Raw genomic sequence first — 24089 nt, 5'->3', positions numbered from 1 at the left:
CAAACCGGCGCTCGAGGAGAACACACATGCTTCCTGCACTATACGTCGCCAAAACCGGTCTTGCCGCTCAGGACACCAACCTGACCACCATCTCCAACAACCTGGCGAACGTCTCGACCACCGGTTTCAAGAGTGACCGGGCCGAGTTCCAGGACCTGCTGTATCAGATCAAACGCCAGCCGGGTGCCCAGTCCACTCAGGACAGCGAACTGCCTTCCGGCCTGCAACTGGGTACCGGTGTGCGTATTGTCGGTACGCAGAAGAACTTCACTGCCGGTAGCCTGCAGACCACCAACAACCCGCTGGACCTGGCGGTCAACGGTCGTGGTTTCTTTCAGGTGACCCAGCCGGACGGCACCATTGCCTACAGCCGTGACGGTACTTTCCACCTCGACGCCAACGGCCAGATCGTCACGGCCAACGGTTATGCCCTCGAGCCTGCGATCGTCGTTCCGCAGAACGCCCAGACTTTTACGGTCGGTCAGGACGGTACTGTTTCCGTCACGCTGGCAGGCGCAACCGCTACGCCGCAGATCATCGGCAATATCCAGACCGCCGACTTCATCAACCCCGCCGGCCTGCAGGCCATCGGTGGCAACCTGTACCTGGAAACCGGTTCGAGCGGCGCGCCGCAGATCGGCACCCCTGGCCTTAACGGCCTGGGCCCGACCCTGCAGAACACCCTTGAAAACTCCAACGTCAGCACCGTTGAGGAACTGGTCAACATGATCACTACCCAGCGCGCCTACGAGATGAACTCCAAAGTGATCTCGACCGCTGACCAGATGCTGCAAAACCTGACTCAGAACCTGTAAGTCCTTGATGTCGCTGCTCGTAGAACCGCTCAATCCGATGGGGCGCCTGATAAGCGCCTGTTACACCGCGAGGTTTCAAGTGTCATGAACCGCCTTAGTGTTCCGCGTTTTTCAGTGTTGATCGCTTCATTGTGCGGGATCACCCTGCTGTCCGGCTGTGTCGCGCCGACGGCCAAGCCCAATGACCCTTATTACGCTCCGGTGTTGCCGCGTACGCCCATGTCGGCGGCTGCCAACAATGGCGCCATCTATCAGGCCGGTTTCGAGCAGAACCTGTACGGCGACCGCAAGGCCTTCCGTATTGGCGACATCATCACCATCACGCTTTCCGAGCGTATGGCGGCGAGCAAGGCGGCCACTTCGGCGATGACCAAGGACAGCACCAACAGCATTGGTCTGACCTCGCTGTTCGGTTCGGGTCTGACCACCAACAACCCGATTGGCGGTAACGACCTGAGCCTGAACGCTGGTTACACCGGCGCGCGGACTACCAAGGGTGATGGCAAGGCCGCACAGAGCAACAGTCTGACCGGGTCGGTCACCGTGACGGTTGCGGATGTGCTGCCCAACGGCATTCTGGCGGTGCGTGGCGAGAAGTGGATGACCCTCAATACCGGTGACGAACTGGTGCGGATTGCCGGCCTGGTCCGGGCTGACGACATCGCTACCGATAATACCGTGTCGTCCACCCGTATCGCCGATGCACGTATTACCTATTCGGGGACCGGAGCCTTTGCCGATACCAGCCAGCCAGGCTGGTTCGACCGGTTCTTCCTCAGCCCGTTGTTCCCTTTCTGATAGCGGGATAGACATGATCAAGCTCAAGCAACTGATAGCGGCGACCTTGTTGTTGTCCACAGCGTTCGGCGTGCATGCCGAGCGTCTGAAGGACATCGCAAGCATCTCCGGCGTACGGGCCAACCAGTTGATCGGTTACGGTCTGGTCGTGGGTCTCAACGGTACAGGTGACCAGACCACCCAGACCCCGTTCACCCTGCAGACCTTCAACAACATGCTGTCGCAGTTCGGCATCAAGGTGCCGTCGGGTTCGGGCACCGTGCAGCTGAAAAACGTCGCGGCGGTTGCGGTGTACGCAGATTTGCCAGCGTTCGCCAAACCGGGCCAGACGGTCGATATCACTGTTTCCTCGATCGGTAACTCCAAAAGCCTGCGCGGTGGTGCGCTGTTGATGACACCGATGAAAGGTGTCGACGGCAACGTTTACGCCATCGCTCAGGGCAACCTGGTGGTCGGCGGTTTCGACGCGGAAGGCCGTGACGGCTCGAAGATTACCGTCAACGTTCCGTCGTCGGGTCGAATCCCCGGTGGTGCGTCGGTAGAACGCGCTGTACCGAGCGGCTTCAACCAGGGCAACACCCTGACGCTGAACCTGAATCGCTCCGACTTCACCACTGCCAAGCGCGTCGTGGACAAGATCAACGACATGCTTGGCCCTGGCGTCGCTCAGGCGCTGGACGGTGGTTCGGTGCGCGTGACTGCGCCGCTCGACCCAAGCCAGCGTGTGGATTACCTGTCGATTCTGGAGAACCTGGAAATCGATCCGGGCCAGACCGCTGCCAAGGTCATCATCAATTCGCGGACCGGCACCATCGTCATCGGCCAGAACGTCAAGGTTTCACCTGCTGCCGTCACCCACGGCAGCCTGACCGTGACCATCACCGAAGACCCGATCGTCAGCCAGCCGGGCGCATTGTCCGGCGGCCAGACTGCGGTAGTGCCTCGCTCGCGGGTTAACGCCCAGCAGGAACTGCACCCGATGTTCAAGTTCGGTCCAGGCACCACGCTGGATGAGATCGTTCGCGCGGTCAATCAGGTGGGCGCTGCGCCCGGTGACCTGATGGCCATCCTCGAAGCCCTTAAGCAGGCCGGCGCGTTGCAAGCCGACCTGATCGTGATCTGAGGATTCGAGCATGGATATGCCCAAGAGCGGAATTTCGTCGGCGGTCGATTCGGGTGCCTACACCGACGTCAACCGTCTGGCGTCGCTGAAGCATGGCGACAAGGACAGTGTGGAAAACCAGAAGAAGGTGGCCCGCGAGTTCGAGTCGCTGTTCGTCAGCCAGATGCTCAAGGCCATGCGCTCGGCCAACGAAGTGCTGGCCAAGGACAATCCGATGAACACCCCGGCCACGCGGCAGTATCAGGATATGTATGACCAGCAGTTGGCGGTCACGCTGTCTACCCGTGGCAACGGTATCGGTTTGCAGGACGTGCTGATGCGCCAATTGTCGAAAGACAAGGGGATAAACCACGCTGCGCCGGTCAATACGACCGACGCTGCAACGGCCGCTACTGACGCTGCGCCGGCCAAGACCGGTCTGGCGACCAGCGTCTATCAGCGTCCGTTGTGGGCCACGCGCTCGGCGGCTGCCGATCAGGCGGCGGCTGCGGCCTCGGCGTCCGGAGAAGGGCGCAACGACATGGCGCTGCTCAACGCGCGTCGTCTGTCGCTGCCCGCCAAACTTACCGATCGTCTGCTGGCCGGCATCGTGCCTTCTGCCACCACAGCCGTCAGCAACAGCCCGGTGCCGGCTCGTGCGACAGCCGGTACTTCAGGCAACAACGGCGACTGGACACTCGATCCGAACCTGGCACCCGCGCCGGAGTATGTGCGCTCCATGGCCCAGCCACCGCTGGCACCGGCCAAGCGCGCGTTCAGCAACGCCGATCAGTTCGTCGAAACCATGTTGCCACTGGCCAAGGAAGCCGCAGCGCGTATCGGCGTCGACCCGGTCATGCTGGTGGCGCAGGCGGCACTGGAAACCGGTTGGGGCAAATCGATCATGCGTCAGCAGGACGGTAGCAGCAGTCACAACCTGTTCGGCATCAAGGCGGCGGGCAGCTGGAAGGGTGCCGAAGCGCGTGCGATCACCAGCGAGTTCCGCGACGGCAAGATGGTCAAGGAAACGGCGGATTTCCGTTCCTATGATTCCTACGCCGACAGCTTCCACGACCTGGTCAGTCTGTTGCAGAACAACAGCCGCTATAAAGAAGTGGTCAATTCGGCCGATAAACCGGAACAGTTTGTAAAAGAATTGCAGAAGGCCGGTTACGCCACTGACCCGGACTATGCCAGCAAGATTTCGCAGATTGCGAAGCAGATGAAGAGTTACCAGACTTACGCCGCTGCAGCGGGCTCTTCCACGACTTTATAAGGTTTGACTCATGTCGCTGATTTCAATTGGGCTCTCAGGTATCAATGCCAGCAGTGCCGCGATCAACACCATCGGTAACAACACGGCGAACGTGGATACCGCAGGTTACTCGCGTCAGCAGGTGCTGACCACGGCTTCGGCGCAGATCGCTCTTGGTCAGGGTGTAGGCTACATCGGTACCGGCACTACGCTGTCGGACGTACGTCGCATCTACAACAGCTATCTGGACACCCAATTGCAATCGAGCACCGCCCTCAGCGCGGATGCAGTGGCTTATTCCGGTCAGGCCAGCAAGACCGATACATTACTGTCAGACAATGCGACGGGGATCTCCGTGCAATTGGCGGACTTCTTCACCAAGATGCAGGGCATCGCCACCAGCGCCACGCAGTCGGCCGAACGCTCGTCGTTCCTGACCCAGGCTGGCGCGTTGAGCGCACGCTTCAACTCGGTTTCGTCGCAGTTGTCCACGCAGAACGATAACGTCAACACGCAGCTCAACACCTTCACCAAACAGGTCAACGAGCTGACCACCACCCTGGCGAGCCTGAACAAGCAGATCACACAAGCGTCTGCGGGCAACGCCACGCCGAACACCCTGCTTGACTCGCGCAGTGAAGCGGTTCGTCAGCTCAACGAGCTGGTCGGTGTGAAAGTGGTCGAGAACAACGGTAACTTCGACATCTATACCGGTACCGGACAATCACTGGTCAGTGGCGGCACGTCCTACAAGATGTCGGCCAGCCCGAGCCCGTCCGATCCGTTGCAGTACAACGTGCAGGTTGCCTACGGCCAGACCCAGACCGATGTGACCTCAGTGCTCACTGGCGGCTCGATCGGTGGTCTGTTGCGTTACCGCAACGAAGTGCTGGTGCCTGCGACCAACGAACTGGGCCGTACCGCGATGGTATTGTCGGACCAGGTCAACAGCCAGATGAACCAGGGCATCGACAGCAAGGGCAATTTCGGTTCGAACCTGTATTCCAGCATCAACAGTGCCGAAGCCATTACCCAGCGCAGCATCGGCAAAACCACCAACAGTGTCGGCTCCGGCAACCTCAACGTCACCATTGGCGACACCAGCAAGCTGACCGCCAACGATTATGAAGTGACGTTCAGCGACTCGTCGAATTTCACCGTACGTCGTCTGCCCAACGGCGAGAGCGTCGGTGCCGGTTCGCTGGCTGACAATCCGCCCAAACAGTTCGACGGCTTCAGTGTGAGCCTCAACGGCAATACGCTGGCAGCCGGTGACAGTTTCAAGGTTATCCCGACCCGCACTGGCGCGTCGGGGATCTCGGTGGTTCTGACCGACGCCAAGGATATTGCAGCGGCCGCGCCCTTGACGGCAACGGCGGGATCCAGCAACTCCGGTACTGGTGGCTTCACCCAGCCGGTGCTGAACACCAGGTCGGATATCTACGACAGCACCCAGACCGCTGACCTGCGCAATGCGCTCAAAGACTCCACCCCGATGAAACTGGTGATGGGTGCGGTCAGCAGTACCGGCGTGCAGAGTTACACCCTGATCAATGCGAGTGGCGGAGCGGTGCTCGACCAGAACGGCAATGCCGTTGGTGGCTCGATCATCCAGGGCCAGGCCAACACGATCAAATTGAACGTCGGCTATACCGACACCACAACGACGCCGAGCAGCAGCACTGCGTTCCAGCTGGAAATGACCATTTCCGGCTCGCCGGTTGCCAATGACACATTCAGCATCGGCATGACCGGTGGCGGCTCGTCCGACAACCGCAACGCGTTGGCAGTGGTCGGCCTGCAGACCGCCAAGACCGTCGGTGTCGTCAACGGTGGCGTGGGCACCAGCCTGTCCGGTTCGTATGCAGATACGGTATCGGTTGTGGGTACGCTGGCGAGCCAGAGCAAGAACGATGTGACCGCCACTGCGGCCGTTGTCAGCCAGGCCAAATCGTCACGCGACTCGGTCTCGGGTGTATCGCTCGACGAAGAGGCGTCCAACCTGATCAAGTATCAGCAGTACTACACCGCCTCTTCGCAGATCATCAAGGCGGCACAAACCATTTTCAGCACGCTGATCAACAGTCTTTAAGGAATCGTGAGCCATGCGTATCTCGACTACCCAGTTCTTCGAATCCACGAACACCAATTATCAGCGTAACTATTCGAACCTGAACAAGACCAGCGAAGAGGTCTCCAGCGGCATCAAGCTCAATACCGCAGGCGATGATCCGGTAGGTGCCGCGCGCGTACTGCAACTGGCGCAGCAGAACTCCATGCTGACCCAGTACGAAACCAATATCGGCACGATCAATACCAACGCGGTGACCACCGAGACCACGCTGACCAGCATCATCGACACGATGCAGGCTGCGCGGGAGCAGATCGTATCGGCAGGCAGTGGCGCGTTTACCGACTCGGACCGGCTCGCCAAGGCTGCGGCCCTCAAGCAGTACCAGAGTCAGATTCTGGGCTTGATGAACAGCCAGGACCCTAACGGTCAGTACATATTTTCCGGTTCCAAGGCCTCGACGCCACCGTATTCGCTGAACGCCGATGGCTCCTATAGCTACAAGGGCGACCAGACCAGCGTCAATCTGGCGGTAGGTGATGGTTTGGTCATGGCCAGCAACACGACAGGTTTCGAGGCCTTCGAGCAGTCGGTCAACACAACCCGTACCTCTGCCACACTGCTTTCGCCTGCAACCGATGACGGCAAGATCGGCCTCAGCAGTGGCCTGGTGACGTCCACTCCGACCTATAACTCCAGCTACCAGGGCGGCGAGCCCTATACGCTGACTTTTCTCAGCGGCACTCAATTCAAGATCACTGATGCCAGTGGCACTGACGTGAGTTCCGATACCTCGACTGGCGGCAAGTTTTCCCACGGCTCGTTCGATGCCCAGACGTTTACCTTCCGCGGCGTGGAAATGACGCTCAACGTCAACCTGCCGGCCGCTGACCGGGTCTCGGACGCTACCGCAGATGCGGCGCTGGCCAATCGCAGCTATCAGCTGGCGTCGACACCGGACAGTGTTTCCACCTCGCGCAGCGCCGGCAATACGTCAACGGCGACCGTCAGCAGCTCTGTCGTGGGCAATACCGCTGCGGACCGGACTGCTTTCAACAATACCTTCCCGACAGACGGCGCGATCCTCAAGTTCACCAGCCCGACCGATTACGAGCTGTACGCTGCGCCGTTGACCACCAGCAGCAAGCCAGTGTCCAGCGGCACCATGACCGGCTCGACGGCCAACGCCTCCGGTGTGAACTTCAATATCAGCGGTACACCGGCTGCCGGTGATCAGTTCATCGTCGAGTCTGGCACGCACCAGACCGAGAACATTCTCAATACGCTGACAGCGGCGATCAAAGCCCTGTCGACGCCCACCGATGGCAACCTGGTGGCCTCGCAGAATATGACGGCAGCGCTGAACTCTGCGCTGGGCAACATGAGCAGCGCCATCGAACAAGCTTCTACGGCACGTTCCAGTGGCGGCGCGCGTCAGCTGGCGGCAACCGCCCAAGGTACGACCAACGATCTGCTCAAAGGCAACAACACTACTGAGCAAGGTACTTACGTAAACGCTGACATCGTCGAGGCGACCACCCGCCTGACATTGCAGAAAACCATGCTGGACGCTTCTCAGCAGGTGTTTACCATGCTATCCAAGTTGAACCTGTTCAGTCAGCTTTGAGTTCTGACGTTGAGCATCCGCCGTCTTTTTTCAGCGGTGAGGGGGGCCACTCGACTGAAGGGCCCCCAGCCGCTCGCGAGTCAGTCATAGTGAATTCAGTCCCCCTCGTCAGTATTGTCATTCCCGCCTTCAATTCGCGCTTCTTCCGCGCAGCGCTGCAAAGTGCGCTCGACCAGGTCTACGACAATCTCGAAATCATCGTCTGTGACGATTGCCGTAGCGACGAGATCAAGGCGATTTTCGACGAGCTGGTAGCTCCCGACAGCGACCGGGCCCGTTACCTGCGCAATCCTCAGCGCCTGGGATTTCAGGGCAATCTGCTCAAGTGTCTGGAGCAGGCGAGCGGCGAATACATCAAGTTTCTCTGCGATGACGACCGCCTCTATAACTACTGCGTTGCGCATCAGGCGCAAACCCTCGATACCTACAAGGATGTCCAGCTCGTCGTCAGCAAACGCCATCTGGTGGACGTCGATGATTATGTCCTGCCGGCCCGCATGGAAAACGTTGGTCTGGTGCCTTACGACGCTGTGTTCAAGGGCGAGGACATGCTGGCGATTTTCGAGCGCACGCCGCGCAATTATCTGGGCGGTTTCAGTGGCGCGATGATGCGTCGCGCCGATGTGCAGGAATACCTGCCGTCCATTGCGCTGCCGCAAGGCTTCGTTGCGCTGCTGGATTTCACGCTGTTCATCTGCCTGCTGCGGCGCGGCAATCTGGTTGTGCTGCACAGCATCCAGAGTACCGAACGCCTGCACCCGGGGCGCTTCAGCAGTCAGGGCGATATGTACCAGAAAGCCACCACCGAATGGGGCTGGCTGAACGAAATGCTCAAGGCGCGCAGCGGCGAAGACGCACCGGCTCAGGGCTGGGTACGTTTTCTGCCTCTGCGCCGCGCGCACGAAGAGCCGCGCGAGTGGGACGAGGTCGGCCTTTACGGGGTGATGGCGGGTCGCCAGGGCGTGATGATGAGCCGCGTCGGCAGTGCCAGTGACAGCTATGCCGAACTGTACGCCGAATGGCTGTCCTGCCGCCGGTTTTCCGAGCCGCAAAAAAAGCTGCTCGAACAACGCATAGTGAGTTGGGCATGGCAGCCACGTATTGTGCCGGTGATCATCGATCAGCAGGGTGATGCCGAAGCCCTCGACATCACCTTGCGCAGCCTGGCCGAACAGGACTATGCCGCAGACTCGGTGGTGGTACTGACCAACGCCAGTGTCGACGATCCGCAGGTGCTGCGTTTTTCTCTGCAGCCGGACTGGGCTCGGCAGCTGAACGAAGTATTGCCACTGCTGGAGAGTGCCGACTGGGTCTACCTGTTGCGCGCCGGTGACCGGCTGACGCAGCCGGCGCTGCTGATTCTGGCCGAGCGTATTGCCCAGACTCCCGGTCTGCTGTGTGTCTACAGCGACGAAGGCGCGCTGGTTGAGGACGAGTCCAGAGAGCCTATTTTCAAACCGGGCTTCAACCTGGATCTGCTGCGTGCCTATCCCTATGTCGGGCGCACGCTGGCGTTCGAGCGGCGAAATCTGCTGGACATGGGTGGTTTCGATCCGGCCTTCGATGAACTCGCCCCGCACGATGTGATCTGGCGTCTGGTCGAGGGGGCAGGGCCGCAGAGCATCGAGCACATCGCCGAAGTGCAGGTCGAGTCGCGTCTGGCATTCGCCGACTGGCTGTCACTGCCTTGTGTCATCGAGCACAGCGAACCTCTGGTTGCGGCCCACCTGTCGCGGATCGGCAGAGAGCACGTCATTCATCACGATCAGTTGCCGTTGCTCAATCGCATCGAGTACGTTCATCCGTCGCTGCCTCTGGTCTCGATCATCATCACCGCCAGGGATCAACTCGGCGCCCTGGAGCGCTGCATAGACAGTCTGCTCAGCAACACCACCTACCCGAATTACGAAGTCCTGATCGTCGACAACGCCAGCGAAAGCGCCGAAGCGCGGGCATGGTTCACGGCGATGAGTGAGCTGGGCAGCGACAAGCTGCGGATTGTTTCCCTGTCCGAGGCTGGCAGCGAAGCAACCGCCCAGAATCATGCCGCCGGTCAGGCGCGTGGTGATTATCTGCTGATGCTCAGCGCCTATGCCCTGATCCATCAGGCGGACTGGCTGCAGGGGCTGATCCACCATGCCCAGCGTCCCGAGGTCGGGATCGTCGGTCCACGCATCCTCAATCCGCAAGGCAATATTCTGTACGCCGGCATGGTCATGGGCATGGATGGCCTGGCCGGTCGGCCGTTCATCAATTTCCCCGCAGGGGCCAGCGGCTACATGCAGCGTCTGCAGTTGACCCAGAACTGGAGCGCGGTCAGTGGCAATTGCCTGATGGTGCGCAAGGAGGTGTTCGACGCTGTTGGCGCACTGGAGGCGGCGACCTTCACGCAGGGTCTGCAGGACCTGGACCTGTGCATGCGCGTCGGGCGCGAGGGTTACCTGATCGTTGGCACCCCGGATGCATCGCTGGTACTGGCCGAGCCTGCTGCCGTTGAACGTAATGAGGCGTCTCGCCAGGCGCTCGATGACGAGCAGAAATCGTTCTTTCAGAAGTGGCTGCCGAAAATGGCCAGGGATCAGGCCTACAATCCCAACCTGTACCTCAACGAGGCGCTGTCGTTCACCCTCGATCCCGGTCTGCTGGCGGGCTGGAGTCCGTTCTCCACCCGCCATCTGCCTTTCATTTTCGGTATGGCGGTCAACTCTTCGGCGGTGGGTCACTACCGGGTCAGCCAGCCTCTGCTGGAGTTGATGGCGGCCGGGCGGGTGGTTGGCCGTATGACTTACGAGACCGCGACGCCCGTCGAAATCGAGCGCCAGTCGCCAGATGTCATCGTCTTTCAGGGCCGGTACACAGAAGCCAAGGTCCCGGACATCGAGCTGGCAAAGAACTACTCCAATGCCATGCGTATTTTCGAGCTCGATGACTACATCGCCGATGTCCCCGAGCGCAATGAGCACAAGCGCAACATGCCGGACAATATCGGCGCCATGCTGCGCAAGGGCATAGGTCTGTGTGATCGCGTGGTGGTCTCGACTCACCCGCTGGCCGAGGCGTTGTCGGGCATGCACAGCGACATTCGCGTCGTGCCGAACATGCTGGCGACGCATTTGTGGAGCAATCTCAGGAGCCAGCGTCGCAGCTCCGACAAGCCGCGTATCGGCTGGGGCGGCGGAACCAGCCATCGCGGGGACCTGGAGCTGATTGTCGATGTGGTGCGCGAACTGGCTGATGAAGTCGAGTGGGTATTCTTCGGCATGTGCCCGGACCTGCTCAAGCCCTACATCCATGAGTTCCATCCGGGGGTCAGCCTGAAAACCTACCCGGCCAAGCTCGCCAGCCTGAACCTTGATCTGGCACTGGCGCCGCTGGAATTCCATATTTTCAATGACTGCAAAAGTAACCTCAGGTTGCTTGAGTACGGCGCCTGCGGCTACCCGGTGATCTGTTCCGACACCGAAGCGTATCGGGGCCATCTGCCAGCGACCCGTGTGTACACCAACAGCTCGGATGAATGGTTGCAGGCAATCCGCATGCACTTGTCCGACCCCAATGCCAGCTACCGCATGGGTGACGAGTTGCGCGAGACAGTACTGCGCGACTTCATGTTGCGCGGCGAAAACCTGCAATATTGGGCCAACGGCTGGTTGCCGGACTGATCCGATCCGTTTGAACACGCACCAGCAGGTTGCCTGCCGGCGCGGTCACGCTACGCTCTTGCTTCAACGCCCGCTGCGGTTGAAGGCGCAATCGATTCGTTATAAGGAAAGATCATGCAAAGCCATTCGGGAAATGAACATAACGCTTTGAATCAGCGTCTGACCCTGTTGTTGATGGCCAGGGACCAGCCAGACTTCCTGCGCCGCGCCTTGAAGTATTACAGCGAGTTTCCGTGCAACCTGGTAGTGGTGGATGCATCGGCCCAGCCTGATGCGGAAATTGCCGCGAGCGCTGGCTTGCATTACCTGCAGAGTGACGCGCTGGTCAATGCCAGCCTTGGCGTCAGGGTCGCAGAGGGGCTCAAACAGGTGACCACACCCTTCGTGGTCCAGGCTCCGGTCGACAGTTTTTTGCTGCCTGATGCACTGCGCGCAGCGCTGAGCTTTCTCGAGGCCAACCCGACCTACGGTGCCTGTCAGGGCTACAGCCTGAGCTATCAGGCGCAGGTCGGTCAGGTGGACTATTTCCGCCGCGATCGCAAAACCTGCGAAGACTATGCCGCAGATGATGCGGGCGAGCGGGTTCTGGGTTTCATGAGCGAAAGTCTGTCGCTGCTCAGCGCAGTGACGCGCACGGAACTGGCGCAGCAGTGGTTCACCTCGGTTGCCGATGACACCGAGCCGCACTGGCAGGAAATCGGCCACATGAACTACCTGGTTGCTGCGGCCCGCCTGCGCATCCTGCCAATCCCTTATGCACTGCACTTCACCTCGGGCAAGCAGGTCGAGCTACGTCACGGCACCGCCATTGCCGCAGCCGTCAGACACACTGATCCCAAAGCCAGGGCCGCCCGCGACGCATTCGCCGAAAAACTGGTCGCGCTGCTCGGCGAAGGCTCGGGCTTTGAAGGCGCACAGGGCCTGCAAAAGATCCAGGCTGGCCTTGCAGTCATGGGCGAATGCCTTAAGACCCAGGCTTTCCAGGGCGATGAGAAAATCATCAGCGCGGTGTGGAATGTCGGCCTTGAGCAATCGGACGCGCTGTTCGAGCCTTGTCAGTTTGTCGAAATGCCGTTCTACAACCAGGCGTTGTTCGATGAGCTGGCCAAAATCGAATTCCTGATCCACATCATGCCAGCGGGTCGTTTGCAGCTGGAAGGGCTGGAAGCGGTGCTGCTCAAGCAGGCTGAATTGTTGCGCGAGCAGAGCAACCCGGATGCTGAAGCGCGCATCAGCCGCCTGTGGTATGCCTACGAAACCTACGCTTTTAACCTGGGTGTCGTGCAGAGCCTGATCGCGGAGTTGATCAGCAGCAAAGGCAAGGACAGTGAAAAGCAGATCGAAATGGTTTCGGCCTGGAGCCAGCGTCTGCAGGCGGCATCCGGTTTCGACAACGGTCGGCTGTTCGATGGCATGGCTTCCGGTCGACTGCTCAACTGGCTCGATTCGCGCGATCCGGCGCCTGAGGCCCTCAAGCAGATCAGCGACAGGCTCGCCAGCAAACCGGCCGGGTCGCAGATCGGTATCTTGCTGCTGGACCTGGACGCGGACGTCTTCAAGCTGCAGGCCACGTTCGACAGCCTGATCAACAGTCACTACAAGGCCTTCAGGGTGGTGGTGTTCACCACCGGGGAATTGCCAGCGGTGACCACGCTGCACAATACCCTGCACTTTGTGAAAGTCACCGAAAGCAACTACGTCGACAAGATCAACCAGGTCGTCAAGCAGTCACCCAGCGACTGGCTGATGCTGGCACGGGCCGGCGAAGAGTTCACCCGCAGCGGTCTGCTGCTGGCCAGCGCCGAGCTGATCGATGCGGCGCAATGCCGGGCTGTTGCCGTGGACGAGATTCAGCGTCAAGCCAATGGCACACTGACCCCGGTGTTCCGTCCCGGCTTCAACCTTGATCTGCTGCAAAGCCTGCCGGCATTGATGGCTCGTCACTGGCTGGTGCGCCGTGAGTTGCTGGTCGAGGCGGGTGGTTACTCGCGCGAGTTTCCCGAGGCGCTGGAATTCGATCTGTTGCTGCGTCTGATCGAGCAGGGCGGCATGAGCGGTCTGGCCCATCTCAGCGAACCGTTGCTGATCTGTGATGCGCCCGAACTGAAAGACAATCCGGACGAACAGAAAGCGCTCAAGCGCCATCTTGGCAAGCGCGGTTATCAGGCGGAAGTCAGCTCGGCGCAGCCTGGCACCTACAAGATCGATTATCGCCACGCCCATCGGCCGGTGGTTTCGATCCTGCTGCACAGCCAGGACAACCTGCCCGAATTGCAGCGCTGCCTGCAAAGCATTCTGCAACGCACCCGCTATCAGCGTTATGAAGTGCTGATCGGTGACAACGCCAGCACCTCTGCCGAACTGTCGACCTGGCTTGACCGGCAGGAGCAGGTGTCGGGTCGCGTGCGGGTGTTCCGTGCCGAACAGCGCATGAGCCCTGCGGCCCTGCGCAATCTGATCAGCCAGGAAGCCGGTGGCGAATACCTGATCCTGCTGGATGCCGAAAGTCAGATCGTCAATGTCGGCTGGATCGAATCACTGCTCAACCAGGCGCAGCGCCCGGAAGTGGGCGTAGTAGGCGCCAAGCTGGTGAATGGCGAAGGCGCAGTGACTCAGGCCGGTCTGGTGCTGGGACTGAATGGCGGCGTGGGTTCGGGGTTTGTCGGCGAGCCGAAGACCGCCACCGGCTACATGCAGCGCCTGGTGGTCGAGCAGAACTACTCTGCCGTGTCATCGGCCTGCCTGATGATTGCCAAGGAGCTGTACAACGCTGTGGGCGGTCTGGATGAAGATCTATTCGCCGAAGCGCTTGCCGATGTCGATCTTTGCCTCAAGGCTGCGCAGGCCGGCTACCTGACGGTATGGACGCCGCATGTGCAGGTGGTGCATTCCGGTGTGGTGCATGCCCCGCAGCAGGCGCGCGAAGCATTGATGGACAAGTGGTCAGCGCAGTTCGCACAGGATGAGGCCTACAACGCCAATCTGGATCTCGACGGCAAGGGTTTCACTCTGGCCGGCTGAGTCGTCCGCCCTCGTAAAACCGGCTGCTTCGCGGCCGGTTCGCTGCCTTGAAGGCTTCCTCGCAGAGAGCAGTCGGCAAGGATCAAGTGCCTGTTCCCTCGACGCAAATTATCGTAAAGCATGCAGACGGGAGTGACCTGCGGGTCATAACGTGCATCTCCACTGTATTGTTTTACAGGGAGCGACATGCGCCTGACTTGCTTTAACCTGCCAAGCGCCCTGAAAATGTCCGTAAATCACCCCTATTCGGTAGCGCTCCGATTTCATCGGGACGAAAAATGACCTGTTTACTCATCGGGAAGCCATGATGATTGGCATTAAAAGCATAGCGAGTTACGTGCCTGTTGCAGGTGTCGATAACTACGCTCAAGGCGCCAAATTCGGCAAGGATGAAGAATTCATCCTTGGGAAGATCGGCTCCACCTTTCTGCCGCGCAAAGACGCCGGCCAGGAAACCTCGGATCTGTGCGTTGAGGCAGCCAATACGCTGTTTGCCAATAACCCGCAGCTCAAGCGCGAAAGTATCGATGTGCTGATCGTCGTCACCCAGAATGGCGACGAGGAAGGGCTGCCGCACACCGCGGCCATCGTTCAGGACAAGCTGGGGCTGTCGACCAACGTTGCTGCATTCGACATTTCGCTGGGCTGTTCCGGCTATGTGTACGGCATTTATGCGATCAAGGGCTTCATGGAAGCGGCAGGCTTGAAAAACGGCCTGTTGATCACTGCCGATCCGTACTCGAAAATTGTCGACCCGGAAGACCGCAATACCACCATGCTGTTCGGTGATGCTGCGACGGCCACCTGGATGGGCGAGGGGGCCGAATGGCAGCTGGGCAAGGCGAAATTCGGTACTGATGGTTCCGGTGCGCCACATCTCAAGGTCAGCAACGGCATTTTCTTCATGAACGGTCGCCAGGTGTTCAACTTCGCACTGTTGAAAGTGCCAGCGCATCTGCACGAGCTATTGGCCGAGTCTGATTTGACCCCCGACGACATCGATGCCTTCTGTATTCACCAGGGCAGTGCGGCGATCGTCGATGCGGTCGCGCGGCGCTTTGAAGACAAGCCCGAGAAGTTTCTCAAGGACATGGTCGAAACCGGCAATACCGTGTCATCCAGCATTCCGCTGCTGATCGAAAAGCACGTGCTCGGCTCTTCATGGACGCGCGTCGCCTTGAGTGGTTTTGGTGTGGGGCTTTCCTGGGGCTCTGCAATTATCTATAAAGGCTGAGTTTACTTCGCCTGACAAAGAACGCCTGCGGATAAATCCCCAGGCGTTTTTAAATTAAATAGTGATCCACGTCACACTTTTAACTTCGTGGCACAACGCACTCGCCTGTCGCCACTTCTGACTGTCACGAATTTCTCTCTGTTGCGTCGCGGGTTTATGCCCCCAAACCCTTGTTTTATAAGGGGTGTCACGGTGATGGCAAAATATTAAAAAAAAACACTCAAGCAACCTGCCATCGCGACGATAACTATTACGAAGGTTCTCTAGGCACACCCGGCGCTTGCAGGGGCCGGAAGCCACGTAGTACCAAACCAACGAGGAATTCATCATGGCTTTAACAGTAAACACCAACGTAGCATCGTTGAACGTCCAGAAGAACCTGGGTCGCGCTTCCGACGCCCTTTCGACCTCGATGACTCGTCTGTCTTCCGGTCTGAAAATCAACAGCGCCAAAGACGACGCTGCTGGCCTGAACATCGCCACCAAGATCAACTCGCAGATCAAAGGTCAGACCATGGCGATCAAAAACGCCAACGACGGTATGTCCATTGCTCAGACCGCTGAAGGCGCGCTGCAAGAGTCGACCAACATTCTGCAGCGTATGCGTGAACTGGCTGTTCAGTCGCGAAACGACAGCAACAGCGCTACTGACCGCGTTGCACTGAACAAAGAATTCACCCAGATGAGTTCTGAGCTGACCCGTATCGCCAACAGCACCAACCTGAACGGCAAAAACCTGATCGACGGTTCTGCCAGCACCATGACTTTCCAGGTTGGCTCCAACTCCGGCTCCGCGAACCAGATCACTCTGACTCTGAGCGCCAGCTTTGATGCAAACACCCTGGGTGTCGGTTCGGCAATCACCATCGTCGGTTCCGACAGTGCTGCTGCAGAGACCAACTTCTCTGCTGCAATGGCCGCTATCGACTCGGCTCTGCAGACCATCAACAACACGCGTTCTGATCTCGGTGCTGCACAAAACCGTCTGACCAGCACCATCTCCAACCTGCAGAACATCAACGAAAACGCCAGTGCTGCACTGGGTCGTATCCAGGATACCGACTTCGCTGCTGAAACTGCACAGCTGACCAAGCAACAGACTCTGCAACAGGCTTCCACCTCTGTTCTGGCTCAGGCTAACCAGCTGCCATCCGCTGTACTGAAACTGCTTCAGTAATATCAGCGTGAGTTTTAGCGGGGGAGTACTTAACAGTGCTCTCTCGCTTTTTTACTTTCTGAGGTGATGGTCATGGATATGAGTGTGAAGTTGAACGTGACTTATCCGGCCGTTCAACCGACGAGTCAGGCCCCTGTGCCGGACGCGTCCGTTGACAAGCCTGCCGATAAGGCGCCCGTCGAGCGTGTTGCCGCCACGGCTGAAAGTAAAGGCTCCGGTCTGCACAAGGATGATTCCAAGGACGATGCCAAAGTCAAGGCAGCCGCCGAGGACATCCAGAAGTTCTTTCACGAGGTCAAGCGCAATCTCGAGTTTTCGATCGACGAAGATTCTGGCAAAGTCATTGTCAAAGTGATTGCAAGCGATTCCGGTGAAGTAGTACGACAGATTCCCAATGCAGAAATCCTGAAGCTGGCCGATAGCCTGAGTGATGCGAACAGTTTGTTGTTCCGCGCCAAGGCCTGATCGCCGGTACGGTATGTGTTGTCGGGTCATTCGCCTTTTGAAAGGGCGGCGAACCCCGCAGCATTCTTGAAGGGAGAAGCACCATGGCAAGTCCGATTACATCTTCAACAGGCCTGGGTTCGGGGCTGGCAATTTCCGCCATCGTCGAAGGTCTTGTCGGTGCTGAAAAAGCGCCCAAGCAAAACCAGATCGACAAGCAGAGCGCCTCCACGACTGCATCCCTGTCGGGTGTCAGCCAGTTGACGTCTGCACTGGCTGCTTTCCAGAAAACACTGGACACTCTCGCCAGTTCCACCACACCTGCTTTCCAGGGCTTTGCTGCCACGTCTGCCAATGAAGCGGTGGTCAAGGCCACTGCGGGCAACACGGCAGTCAATGGCACCTATGCGATTAATATAAGCCAGTTGGCAACACCTTCGAAGGTGGCTACCGCCGCGCTGGACTCGACGCAGTCGAGTGCTATTCCGAGTGGTACGCTGAAAATCACTCAAAATGGCACTGATTACAACGTGGCGATCGACAAGACCTCGACGCTGCAGGAAGTGCGCGACAAGATCAACTCGACGCTGCAGGGTAAAGGCATCACCGCCAACATCATCAACGACAACAACGGTTCCAGGCTGGTGTTCAGTTCGACGACCACCGGCAAGGGCAGTGACATTTCGGTGACGGGTGCTTCCGGCCAGGAAGCACTTAACATCGATGGCACCAAGTTGATGAGTGAATCCAGTACTGGCACTGATGCCAATGGAAACGCCATTCCTGGCGCCGGTGCGATTACCGCTGTCGCCAAGGACGCCGCATTCACGGTCGATGGCCTGAGTCTGACCAGCAAGACCAATACCGTGAGCACGGCCATTTCCGGTCTGACATTCGAGCTGGTCGCGCCCAGCGCTTCTTCTGCTGCTTCGGCATCGACCACGGTCACGGTCGCCACCAACACCGATGGTCTGAAAACCTCATTGCAGTCGTTTGTCGACTCTTACAACACGCTGGTTTCACTGGTGTCCTCGTTGACCAAGGGCACTGTCGACAGTGAGGGTAAATACACTGCCGCTGCATTGACCGGCGACTCCACCCCGCGTGCGCTGTTGGCAACGATACGCGACCAGATTTCCACTGCCACGTCGAATGCCGGTTTGAGTTCCCTGGCGCAATTGGGGATCAAAACTCAGCAGGCTGACGGCAAGTTGTCGTTGAACACCACCGAATTGACTACAGCGTTGAGCGACAAGAAGCTGGGCAGCCAGATTCAGGCGATGTTCACCGGTGTGACCAGCGCTGACGGCACGACCTCGGGTGGCTTGATCGCACGCTTGAACACTGCGCTTGAACCCTATACGAAAGCCGACGGCGTTCTGGCTGGCAAGACCACCAGCCTCAATAAAGTGCAGACTCGACTGGCCAGTGATCAGGAGGCGCTCAACCGTCGTATTACCACGTTGACGGCAACCCTCACCAAGAAATACAACGCAATGGACTTGGTCGTCGGGCAGTTAAAGGCAACGGCTTCAAGCATTACTTCGATTTTTGAAGCGATGAACGCCCAGAAAAACGCCTCGTAAAAAAACGAGTGTGGAAGTATCAGCAACCCGACTCTGTGTCGGGTTTCTGCTTTTGGGCTAAAGTTTCTGCGCACTGCGTCGATAGCTTGAGTATCAGTATTCTGGATTTGTTACGAGGCCCCTTATGAATCCGATGTTAGCGTTGCGGCAGTATCAGAAGATCGGCTCCCAGGCTCAGACCTCAGAGGCCAGCCCTCATCGTCTGGTGCAAATGTTGATGGAAGGTGGCCTCGACCGCATCGCTCAGGCCAAGGGCGCCATGGCGCGCAGGGACGTCGCCAACAAGGGCGTACTCATCAGCAAGGCCATCGACATTGTGGGCGGTCTGCGTGAGGGGCTGGATCTGGAAAATTCACCCAGTGACACGCTGCTCAGGCAGGACAGCCTGTATCACTACATGATGACGCGCCTGGCGGAAGCCAACGCTCGCAATGATCAGAAGATACTCGATGAAGTCGCTGGCCTGTTGATCACCGTCAAGGAAGGCTGGGATGCAATCGGTACCATGCAATAACCCGCTGTTCCGAGGAGAATAGAAATGAGTGCTGCGCTCAAGCGTATCGAAGAAACCCGGGAAGCCTTGGTAGGGGCACTGGCCGAGCGTGACTGGGAGGCTATCGTCAAGCTTGATCTGGCGTGTCGCGAGTGTGTCGACGCGGTGGTGAGCGAAGCGCCCGATGACGAACCTGCTCTGCGCAGCAACCTTGAGGAGTTATTGGGGGTCTATCGGCAATTGATTGATGTTGCCACCGGCGAGCGTCAAGCGGTTGTCGAAGAAATGACTCAAATCCAGAATGCGAAGAGTGCTACGAAGGTATACCATCTGTTCGGTTAATGTTTAATTGTCATTTTTATTGTTCGACAAGAATTTCGCCATAAATTTGACTGTGTTCGTTTTTTTGACTTAACTAGTGATGTTTACTATTTTCTGGCGTCTCAAGGTTTATACATCTGAGAAGCCAAGCTGCCCCCCAATCATGGGCATTGAGTTGACTAGGGAAGTTGCTATTGCATGTGGCGTGAAATCAAGATTCTGCTAATCGATGACGATAGCCAGCGCCGCCGGGATCTGGCGGTGATCCTGAATTTTCTTGGCGAAGAAAATCTCTCCTGTTCCAGTCAGGACTGGCAGCAGGTGGTCGGCTCTCTGGCGTCTCCACGAGAAGTACTGTGCGTACTGGTCGGCAGCGTAAACGCGCCGGGCAGCCTGCAAGGGCTCCTTAAGACCATCGCGGCATGGGATGAGTTCCTTCCCGTGCTGCTGATGAGTGAAAATTCCTCTGTCGAATTGCCCGAGGATTTGCGCAGGCGAGTGCTCTCCGCACTCGAAATGCCACCCAGCTACAGCAAGCTGCTCGATTCGCTGCACCGTGCCCAGGTCTACCGCGAGATGTACGACCAGGCGCGCGAGCGCGGCCGTCATCGTGAACCGAACCTGTTCCGCAGTCTGGTAGGTACCAGCCGCGCGATTCAGCACGTGCGGCAGATGATGCAGCAGGTCGCTGACACCGACGCCAGCGTACTGATCCTTGGTGAGTCGGGGACGGGCAAGGAAGTGGTTGCGCGTAACCTGCACTACCACTCCAAGCGCCGAGATGCGCCGTTCGTGCCGGTCAACTGCGGTGCCATTCCGGCCGAACTGCTCGAAAGCGAGCTGTTCGGACACGAGAAGGGCGCGTTTACCGGCGCGATCACCAGCCGTGCCGGCCGCTTCGAGCTGGCCAACGGCGGCACCTTGTTCCTTGACGAAATCGGCGACATGCCGCTGCCGATGCAGGTCAAGCTGCTGCGCGTCTTGCAGGAGCGCACGTTCGAGCGTGTGGGCAGCAACAAGACGCAGAGCATCGATGTGCGCATCATCGCCGCAACGCACAAGAATCTCGAGACCATGATCGAGCTGGGCAGCTTCCGCGAAGATCTTTACTACCGTCTCAACGTGTTCCCGATCGAGATGGCGCCGTTGCGTGAGCGTGTCGAAGACATCCCGCTGCTCATGAACGAATTGATTTCGCGTATGGAGCACGAGAAGCGCGGTTCGATTCGCTTCAACTCCGCAGCCATCATGTCGCTGTGTCGCCATGCCTGGCCGGGCAACGTCCGTGAGCTGGCCAACCTGGTCGAGCGCATGGCGATCATGCATCCGTATGGTGTGATTGGTGTGGCCGAGCTGCCAAAGAAGTTTCGCTACGTCGACGACGAAGACGAGCAGATGGTCGACAGCATGCGCAGCGAGATCGAAGAGCGTGTGGCGATCAACAGCAATACGCCGAACTTCGCTTCCGGCGCGATGCTGCCGCCTGAAGGGCTCGATCTGAAAGACTACCTCGGTGGTCTGGAGCAGGGCCTTATTCAGCAGGCGCTGGACGATGCCAACGGCATCGTTGCTCGCGCTGCGGAGCGCCTGCGCATTCGTCGGACCACGCTGGTCGAGAAGATGCGCAAGTACGGTATGAGTCGTCGTGAGGGCGATGAACAGGCAGATGATTGACGCCGGTTTTTTGTGCCAAAAACCAAGCCCCTGATTTTTCAGGGGTTTTTTTTAGGCACGGGGATTGCTAAGTCTCTCTTAACACACCGTTTACTGACGGTTCGCCACGAGAGAGATGAATCATGTCCCAGGCCGCCCAACTGACTTCCGCCCTATCTGTTCAGGCTCAGTACTCCCCGGAACTGGAAAGTCGTCAGGGGCTTGAGCAGGCATTCTCGCTGTTCAATCAAATGTCGGCGCAACTGACCGACTCCTACGGCTTGCTTGAAGCGCGCGTCACTGAGCTCAAGGGCGAACTGGCTCATGCCGGTGCCCAGCGCCTTCAGGAGCTGGCGGAAAAAGAACGCCTGGCCAACCGACTGCAGAATCTGCTCGATCTGCTGCCCGGCGGGGTGATCGTCATTGATGGCATGGGCGTCGTGCGCGAAGCCAATCCGGCGGCCATCGATCTGCTTGGGCAGCCGCTGTTGGGGATGCTCTGGCGTCATGTGATCAGCCGCTGTTTTGCACCCCGTGAAGATGATGGCCACGAAGTCTCGCTCAAGGATGGCCGCAGGCTTTCCATTGCCACGCGTTCGCTGGATGCCGAGCCAGGGCAGCTGGTGCTGCTCAATGACCTGACCGAAACCCGTCATCTTCAGGAACAGCTGGCTCGTCACGAGCGCCTGTCGTCACTGGGCCGTATGGTCGCTTCTCTGGCGCATCAGATTCGTACACCGTTATCCGCTGCCATGATCTACGCCAGCCATTTGACCGAGCAGGAACTTCCGGTGGAAACCCAGCAGCGTTTCGCTGCGCGGCTCAAGGATCGTTTGCATGAGCTGGAGCATCAGGTTCGCGACATGCTGGTGTTCGCCCGGGGCGAGCTGCCGTTGACGGATCGTCTGGCGCCCGGTGCTCTGTTTCAGGCGCTGCAAAATGCTGCTGCGACGCATGTTCAGGGCGTGTCGGTACGCTGGCAGTGCGACAGCATCGATGGCGAGCTGCTGTGCAATCGCGACACATTGGTCGGCGCACTGCTCAATCTGATTGAAAACGCTGTCCAGGCCAGCGCTGGCCGGACACTGCTGAAGATTCACGCCTACAGTCGCGGCAATGTGCTGCGGATCTGCTTCAGCGATAACGGCAGCGGCATTGACAAGGCCGGTCTGGCTCGCATCGGTGAGCCGTTCTTTACCACCAAGACCACCGGCACAGGGCTTGGTCTGGCCGTGGTAACTGCGGTGTCGCGTGCGCATCAGGGGCGCGTGCATTATTTGTCGCGGGTTGGCCGTGGTACCTGCGCCATTATCAGTCTGCCATTGATCCCGGCTTCCAGTTCGACAGGTAATAACTGATGCCGATCAATGTGCTGCTGGTCGAGGATGACCGTTCGCTCCGCGAAGCGCTTGGGGAAACCCTCGAGCTGGCCGGTTATGGCTATCAGGCGGTCGGTTCCGCCGAAGAGGCGCTGGTGGCCGCCGAGGCGCGGCCCTTCAGTCTGGTGATCAGTGACGTCAACATGCCGGGCATGGACGGTCACCAGTTGCTGAGTCTGTTGCGCAGCCGGCATCCGCAATTGCCGGTGTTGCTGATGACTGCGCATGGCGCAGTCGAGCGCGCGGTCGAGGCCATGCGCCAGGGGGCTGCGGATTACCTGGTCAAGCCCTTCGAGCCCAAGGCGCTGATCGCGCTGGTTGGGCGGCACGCACTGGGTCGTCTGGAGCCTGCCGAGCGCGATGGGCCGATTGCTGTCGAGCCCGCCAGTATCCAGTTGCTGAACCTGGCCAGCCGCGTGGCGAAAAGCGATTCCACCGTGCTGATCTCCGGCGAGTCCGGGACCGGTAAAGAGGTTTTGGCGCGTTTCATTCATCAAAACTCGCCCCGTGCCGATAAACCTTTTATTGCGATCAACTGTGCAGCGATTCCGGACAATATGCTGGAAGCCACGTTATTCGGCCATGAAAAGGGTTCGTTTACCGGCGCCATTGCGGCACAGGCTGGCAAGTTCGAGCAGGCGGACGGCGGGACAATCCTGCTGGACGAGATTTCCGAAATGCCTCTGGGGCTGCAAGCCAAATTGCTGCGTGTGTTGCAGGAACGCGAAGTCGAGCGCGTCGGTGCGCGCAAACCGATCCTTCTGGACATTCGCGTCGTGGCGACCACCAACCGCGATCTGGCGGGTGAGGTGGCGGCGGGGCGTTTCCGTGAGGATCTGTTTTATCGCCTGTCGGTATTTCCACTGGCATGGCAGGCGTTGCGTCAAAGGACTGCCGATATTCTGCCATTGGCCGAGCGGCTTCTGGCCAAGCACGTCAATAAAATGAAGCATGCGCCGGTGCGTCTTTCCGCCGAAGCGCAACAGTGTCTGGTGAGCTATCCATGGCCCGGAAATGTCCGGGAGCTGGACAATGCCGTGCAGCGGGCCTTGATTCTGCAGCAGGGCGGGGTGATTCAGGCGCAGGATTTCTGTCTGTCCGGGCCGGTCACCAGCCTGCCTGTTGCTGCGCCTGTCGAGGCGGCAGCGGCTGTGATTGGCACTGTCGTGGCGGAGAATGCAGGTGCCGGTGTCAGTCCGGAATCGGTCGGCGCGCTGGGCGATGACCTCAGGCGTCACGAGTTTCAAATGATCATCGACACCCTGCGTTCTGAACGGGGACGTCGCAAGGAGGCTGCGGAACGCCTGGGTATCAGCCCGCGTACATTGCGTTACAAGCTGGCGCAGATGCGTGACGCCGGAATGGATGTGGAGGCCTATCTGTTTGCCACATGAGCAACGCACAGTGATTGCCGTTCCCGATCGGCGGTCCCTGAATATTTTTGCTGTGAT

At 58.9% G+C, this 24089-nt stretch carries 17 protein-coding genes; all 17 read left to right on the top strand.

All coding sequences use genetic code 11. From position 1 onward, the window contains the following. Positions 1-26 precede the first annotated feature (26 nt). Positions 27-815, top strand: a complete 789-nt coding sequence (gene flgG, locus PI739_RS10405; protein WP_003412455.1) for a flagellar basal-body rod protein FlgG — start codon at positions 27-29, stop codon at positions 813-815. Between the two features lie 84 nt (positions 816-899). Beyond that, entirely contained in the window at positions 900-1613 is a 714-nt protein-coding gene (gene flgH / locus PI739_RS10400; RefSeq protein WP_002554309.1) for a flagellar basal body L-ring protein FlgH, read from the top strand. 13 nt (positions 1614-1626) lie between these two features. Then, positions 1627-2736 (top strand): flagellar basal body P-ring protein FlgI, encoded by a 1110-nt coding sequence (locus PI739_RS10395; RefSeq protein ID WP_003436081.1) that lies wholly within the window; start codon positions 1627-1629, stop codon positions 2734-2736. A gap of 10 nt (positions 2737-2746) precedes the next feature. Continuing rightward, positions 2747-3991: a flagellar assembly peptidoglycan hydrolase FlgJ gene (gene flgJ / locus PI739_RS10390; protein ID WP_003436082.1), complete on the top strand. Its 1245-nt coding sequence runs from the start codon at positions 2747-2749 to the stop codon at positions 3989-3991. Positions 3992-4001: 10 nt separating this feature from the next. Beyond that, the gene (flgK, locus tag PI739_RS10385) at positions 4002-6062 is read left to right on the top strand and encodes a flagellar hook-associated protein FlgK (RefSeq protein WP_054081556.1); all 2061 of its coding nucleotides are present in this window, start codon (positions 4002-4004) and stop codon (positions 6060-6062) included. A 13-nt stretch (positions 6063-6075) separates the two neighbouring features. Beyond that, the gene (locus tag PI739_RS10380; RefSeq protein ID WP_054081557.1) at positions 6076-7668 is read left to right on the top strand and encodes a flagellar hook-associated protein 3; all 1593 of its coding nucleotides are present in this window, start codon (positions 6076-6078) and stop codon (positions 7666-7668) included. Positions 7669-7757: 89 nt separating this feature from the next. Beyond that, positions 7758-11330, top strand: a complete 3573-nt coding sequence (locus PI739_RS10375; RefSeq protein ID WP_072366884.1) for a glycosyltransferase — start codon at positions 7758-7760, stop codon at positions 11328-11330. A gap of 114 nt (positions 11331-11444) precedes the next feature. After that, positions 11445-14351, top strand: a complete 2907-nt coding sequence (locus PI739_RS10370) for a TIGR00180 family glycosyltransferase (RefSeq protein ID WP_271351803.1) — start codon at positions 11445-11447, stop codon at positions 14349-14351. A gap of 307 nt (positions 14352-14658) precedes the next feature. Then, the gene (locus PI739_RS10365; protein ID WP_003436094.1) at positions 14659-15585 is read left to right on the top strand and encodes a ketoacyl-ACP synthase III; all 927 of its coding nucleotides are present in this window, start codon (positions 14659-14661) and stop codon (positions 15583-15585) included. A 328-nt stretch (positions 15586-15913) separates the two neighbouring features. Further along, positions 15914-16762 (top strand): flagellin domain-containing protein, encoded by an 849-nt coding sequence (locus PI739_RS10360; RefSeq protein WP_003370106.1) that lies wholly within the window; start codon positions 15914-15916, stop codon positions 16760-16762. 72 nt (positions 16763-16834) lie between these two features. Then, entirely contained in the window at positions 16835-17227 is a 393-nt protein-coding gene (locus PI739_RS10355; RefSeq protein ID WP_003370107.1) for a flagellar protein FlaG, read from the top strand. 83 nt (positions 17228-17310) lie between these two features. Beyond that, entirely contained in the window at positions 17311-18792 is a 1482-nt protein-coding gene (fliD, locus tag PI739_RS10350; RefSeq protein WP_003370109.1) for a flagellar filament capping protein FliD, read from the top strand. A 124-nt stretch (positions 18793-18916) separates the two neighbouring features. Beyond that, positions 18917-19306 (top strand): flagellar export chaperone FliS, encoded by a 390-nt coding sequence (fliS, locus tag PI739_RS10345; protein ID WP_003370112.1) that lies wholly within the window; start codon positions 18917-18919, stop codon positions 19304-19306. 24 nt (positions 19307-19330) lie between these two features. Continuing rightward, on the top strand, positions 19331-19627 hold the full coding sequence (fliT, locus tag PI739_RS10340; protein WP_003370114.1) for a flagellar protein FliT: 297 nt from the start codon (positions 19331-19333) through the stop codon (positions 19625-19627). A gap of 177 nt (positions 19628-19804) precedes the next feature. After that, positions 19805-21280: a transcriptional regulator FleQ gene (gene fleQ, locus PI739_RS10335; RefSeq protein ID WP_003316803.1), complete on the top strand. Its 1476-nt coding sequence runs from the start codon at positions 19805-19807 to the stop codon at positions 21278-21280. 122 nt (positions 21281-21402) lie between these two features. Next, on the top strand, positions 21403-22617 hold the full coding sequence (locus PI739_RS10330; RefSeq protein WP_003370117.1) for a sensor histidine kinase: 1215 nt from the start codon (positions 21403-21405) through the stop codon (positions 22615-22617). Then, positions 22617-24032, top strand: a complete 1416-nt coding sequence (locus PI739_RS10325) for a sigma-54-dependent transcriptional regulator (RefSeq protein WP_054081562.1) — start codon at positions 22617-22619, stop codon at positions 24030-24032. The genes PI739_RS10330 and PI739_RS10325 overlap by 1 nt, the downstream gene beginning before the upstream one ends. Positions 24033-24089: the final 57 nt, after the last annotated feature.

This window comes from Pseudomonas cerasi (genome assembly GCF_027983475.1).
In the GTDB taxonomy this organism is placed as follows: domain Bacteria; phylum Pseudomonadota; class Gammaproteobacteria; order Pseudomonadales; family Pseudomonadaceae; genus Aquipseudomonas; species Aquipseudomonas cerasi.
This window is presented reverse-complemented; position numbering and strand designations above follow the sequence as displayed.

Coding starts and splice junctions, on each gene's coding strand:
- flgG (WP_003412455.1), top strand. CDS start 27: ATGCTTCCTGCACTATACGTCGCCAAAACCGGTCTTGCCGCTCAGGAC.
- flgH (WP_002554309.1), top strand. CDS start 900: ATGAACCGCCTTAGTGTTCCGCGTTTTTCAGTGTTGATCGCTTCATTG.
- PI739_RS10395 (WP_003436081.1), top strand. CDS start 1,627: ATGATCAAGCTCAAGCAACTGATAGCGGCGACCTTGTTGTTGTCCACA.
- flgJ (WP_003436082.1), top strand. CDS start 2,747: ATGGATATGCCCAAGAGCGGAATTTCGTCGGCGGTCGATTCGGGTGCC.
- flgK (WP_054081556.1), top strand. CDS start 4,002: ATGTCGCTGATTTCAATTGGGCTCTCAGGTATCAATGCCAGCAGTGCC.
- PI739_RS10380 (WP_054081557.1), top strand. CDS start 6,076: ATGCGTATCTCGACTACCCAGTTCTTCGAATCCACGAACACCAATTAT.
- PI739_RS10370 (WP_271351803.1), top strand. CDS start 11,445: ATGCAAAGCCATTCGGGAAATGAACATAACGCTTTGAATCAGCGTCTG.
- PI739_RS10365 (WP_003436094.1), top strand. CDS start 14,659: ATGATTGGCATTAAAAGCATAGCGAGTTACGTGCCTGTTGCAGGTGTC.
- PI739_RS10360 (WP_003370106.1), top strand. CDS start 15,914: ATGGCTTTAACAGTAAACACCAACGTAGCATCGTTGAACGTCCAGAAG.
- PI739_RS10355 (WP_003370107.1), top strand. CDS start 16,835: ATGGATATGAGTGTGAAGTTGAACGTGACTTATCCGGCCGTTCAACCG.
- fliD (WP_003370109.1), top strand. CDS start 17,311: ATGGCAAGTCCGATTACATCTTCAACAGGCCTGGGTTCGGGGCTGGCA.
- fliS (WP_003370112.1), top strand. CDS start 18,917: ATGAATCCGATGTTAGCGTTGCGGCAGTATCAGAAGATCGGCTCCCAG.
- fliT (WP_003370114.1), top strand. CDS start 19,331: ATGAGTGCTGCGCTCAAGCGTATCGAAGAAACCCGGGAAGCCTTGGTA.
- fleQ (WP_003316803.1), top strand. CDS start 19,805: ATGTGGCGTGAAATCAAGATTCTGCTAATCGATGACGATAGCCAGCGC.
- PI739_RS10330 (WP_003370117.1), top strand. CDS start 21,403: ATGTCCCAGGCCGCCCAACTGACTTCCGCCCTATCTGTTCAGGCTCAG.
- PI739_RS10325 (WP_054081562.1), top strand. CDS start 22,617: ATGCCGATCAATGTGCTGCTGGTCGAGGATGACCGTTCGCTCCGCGAA.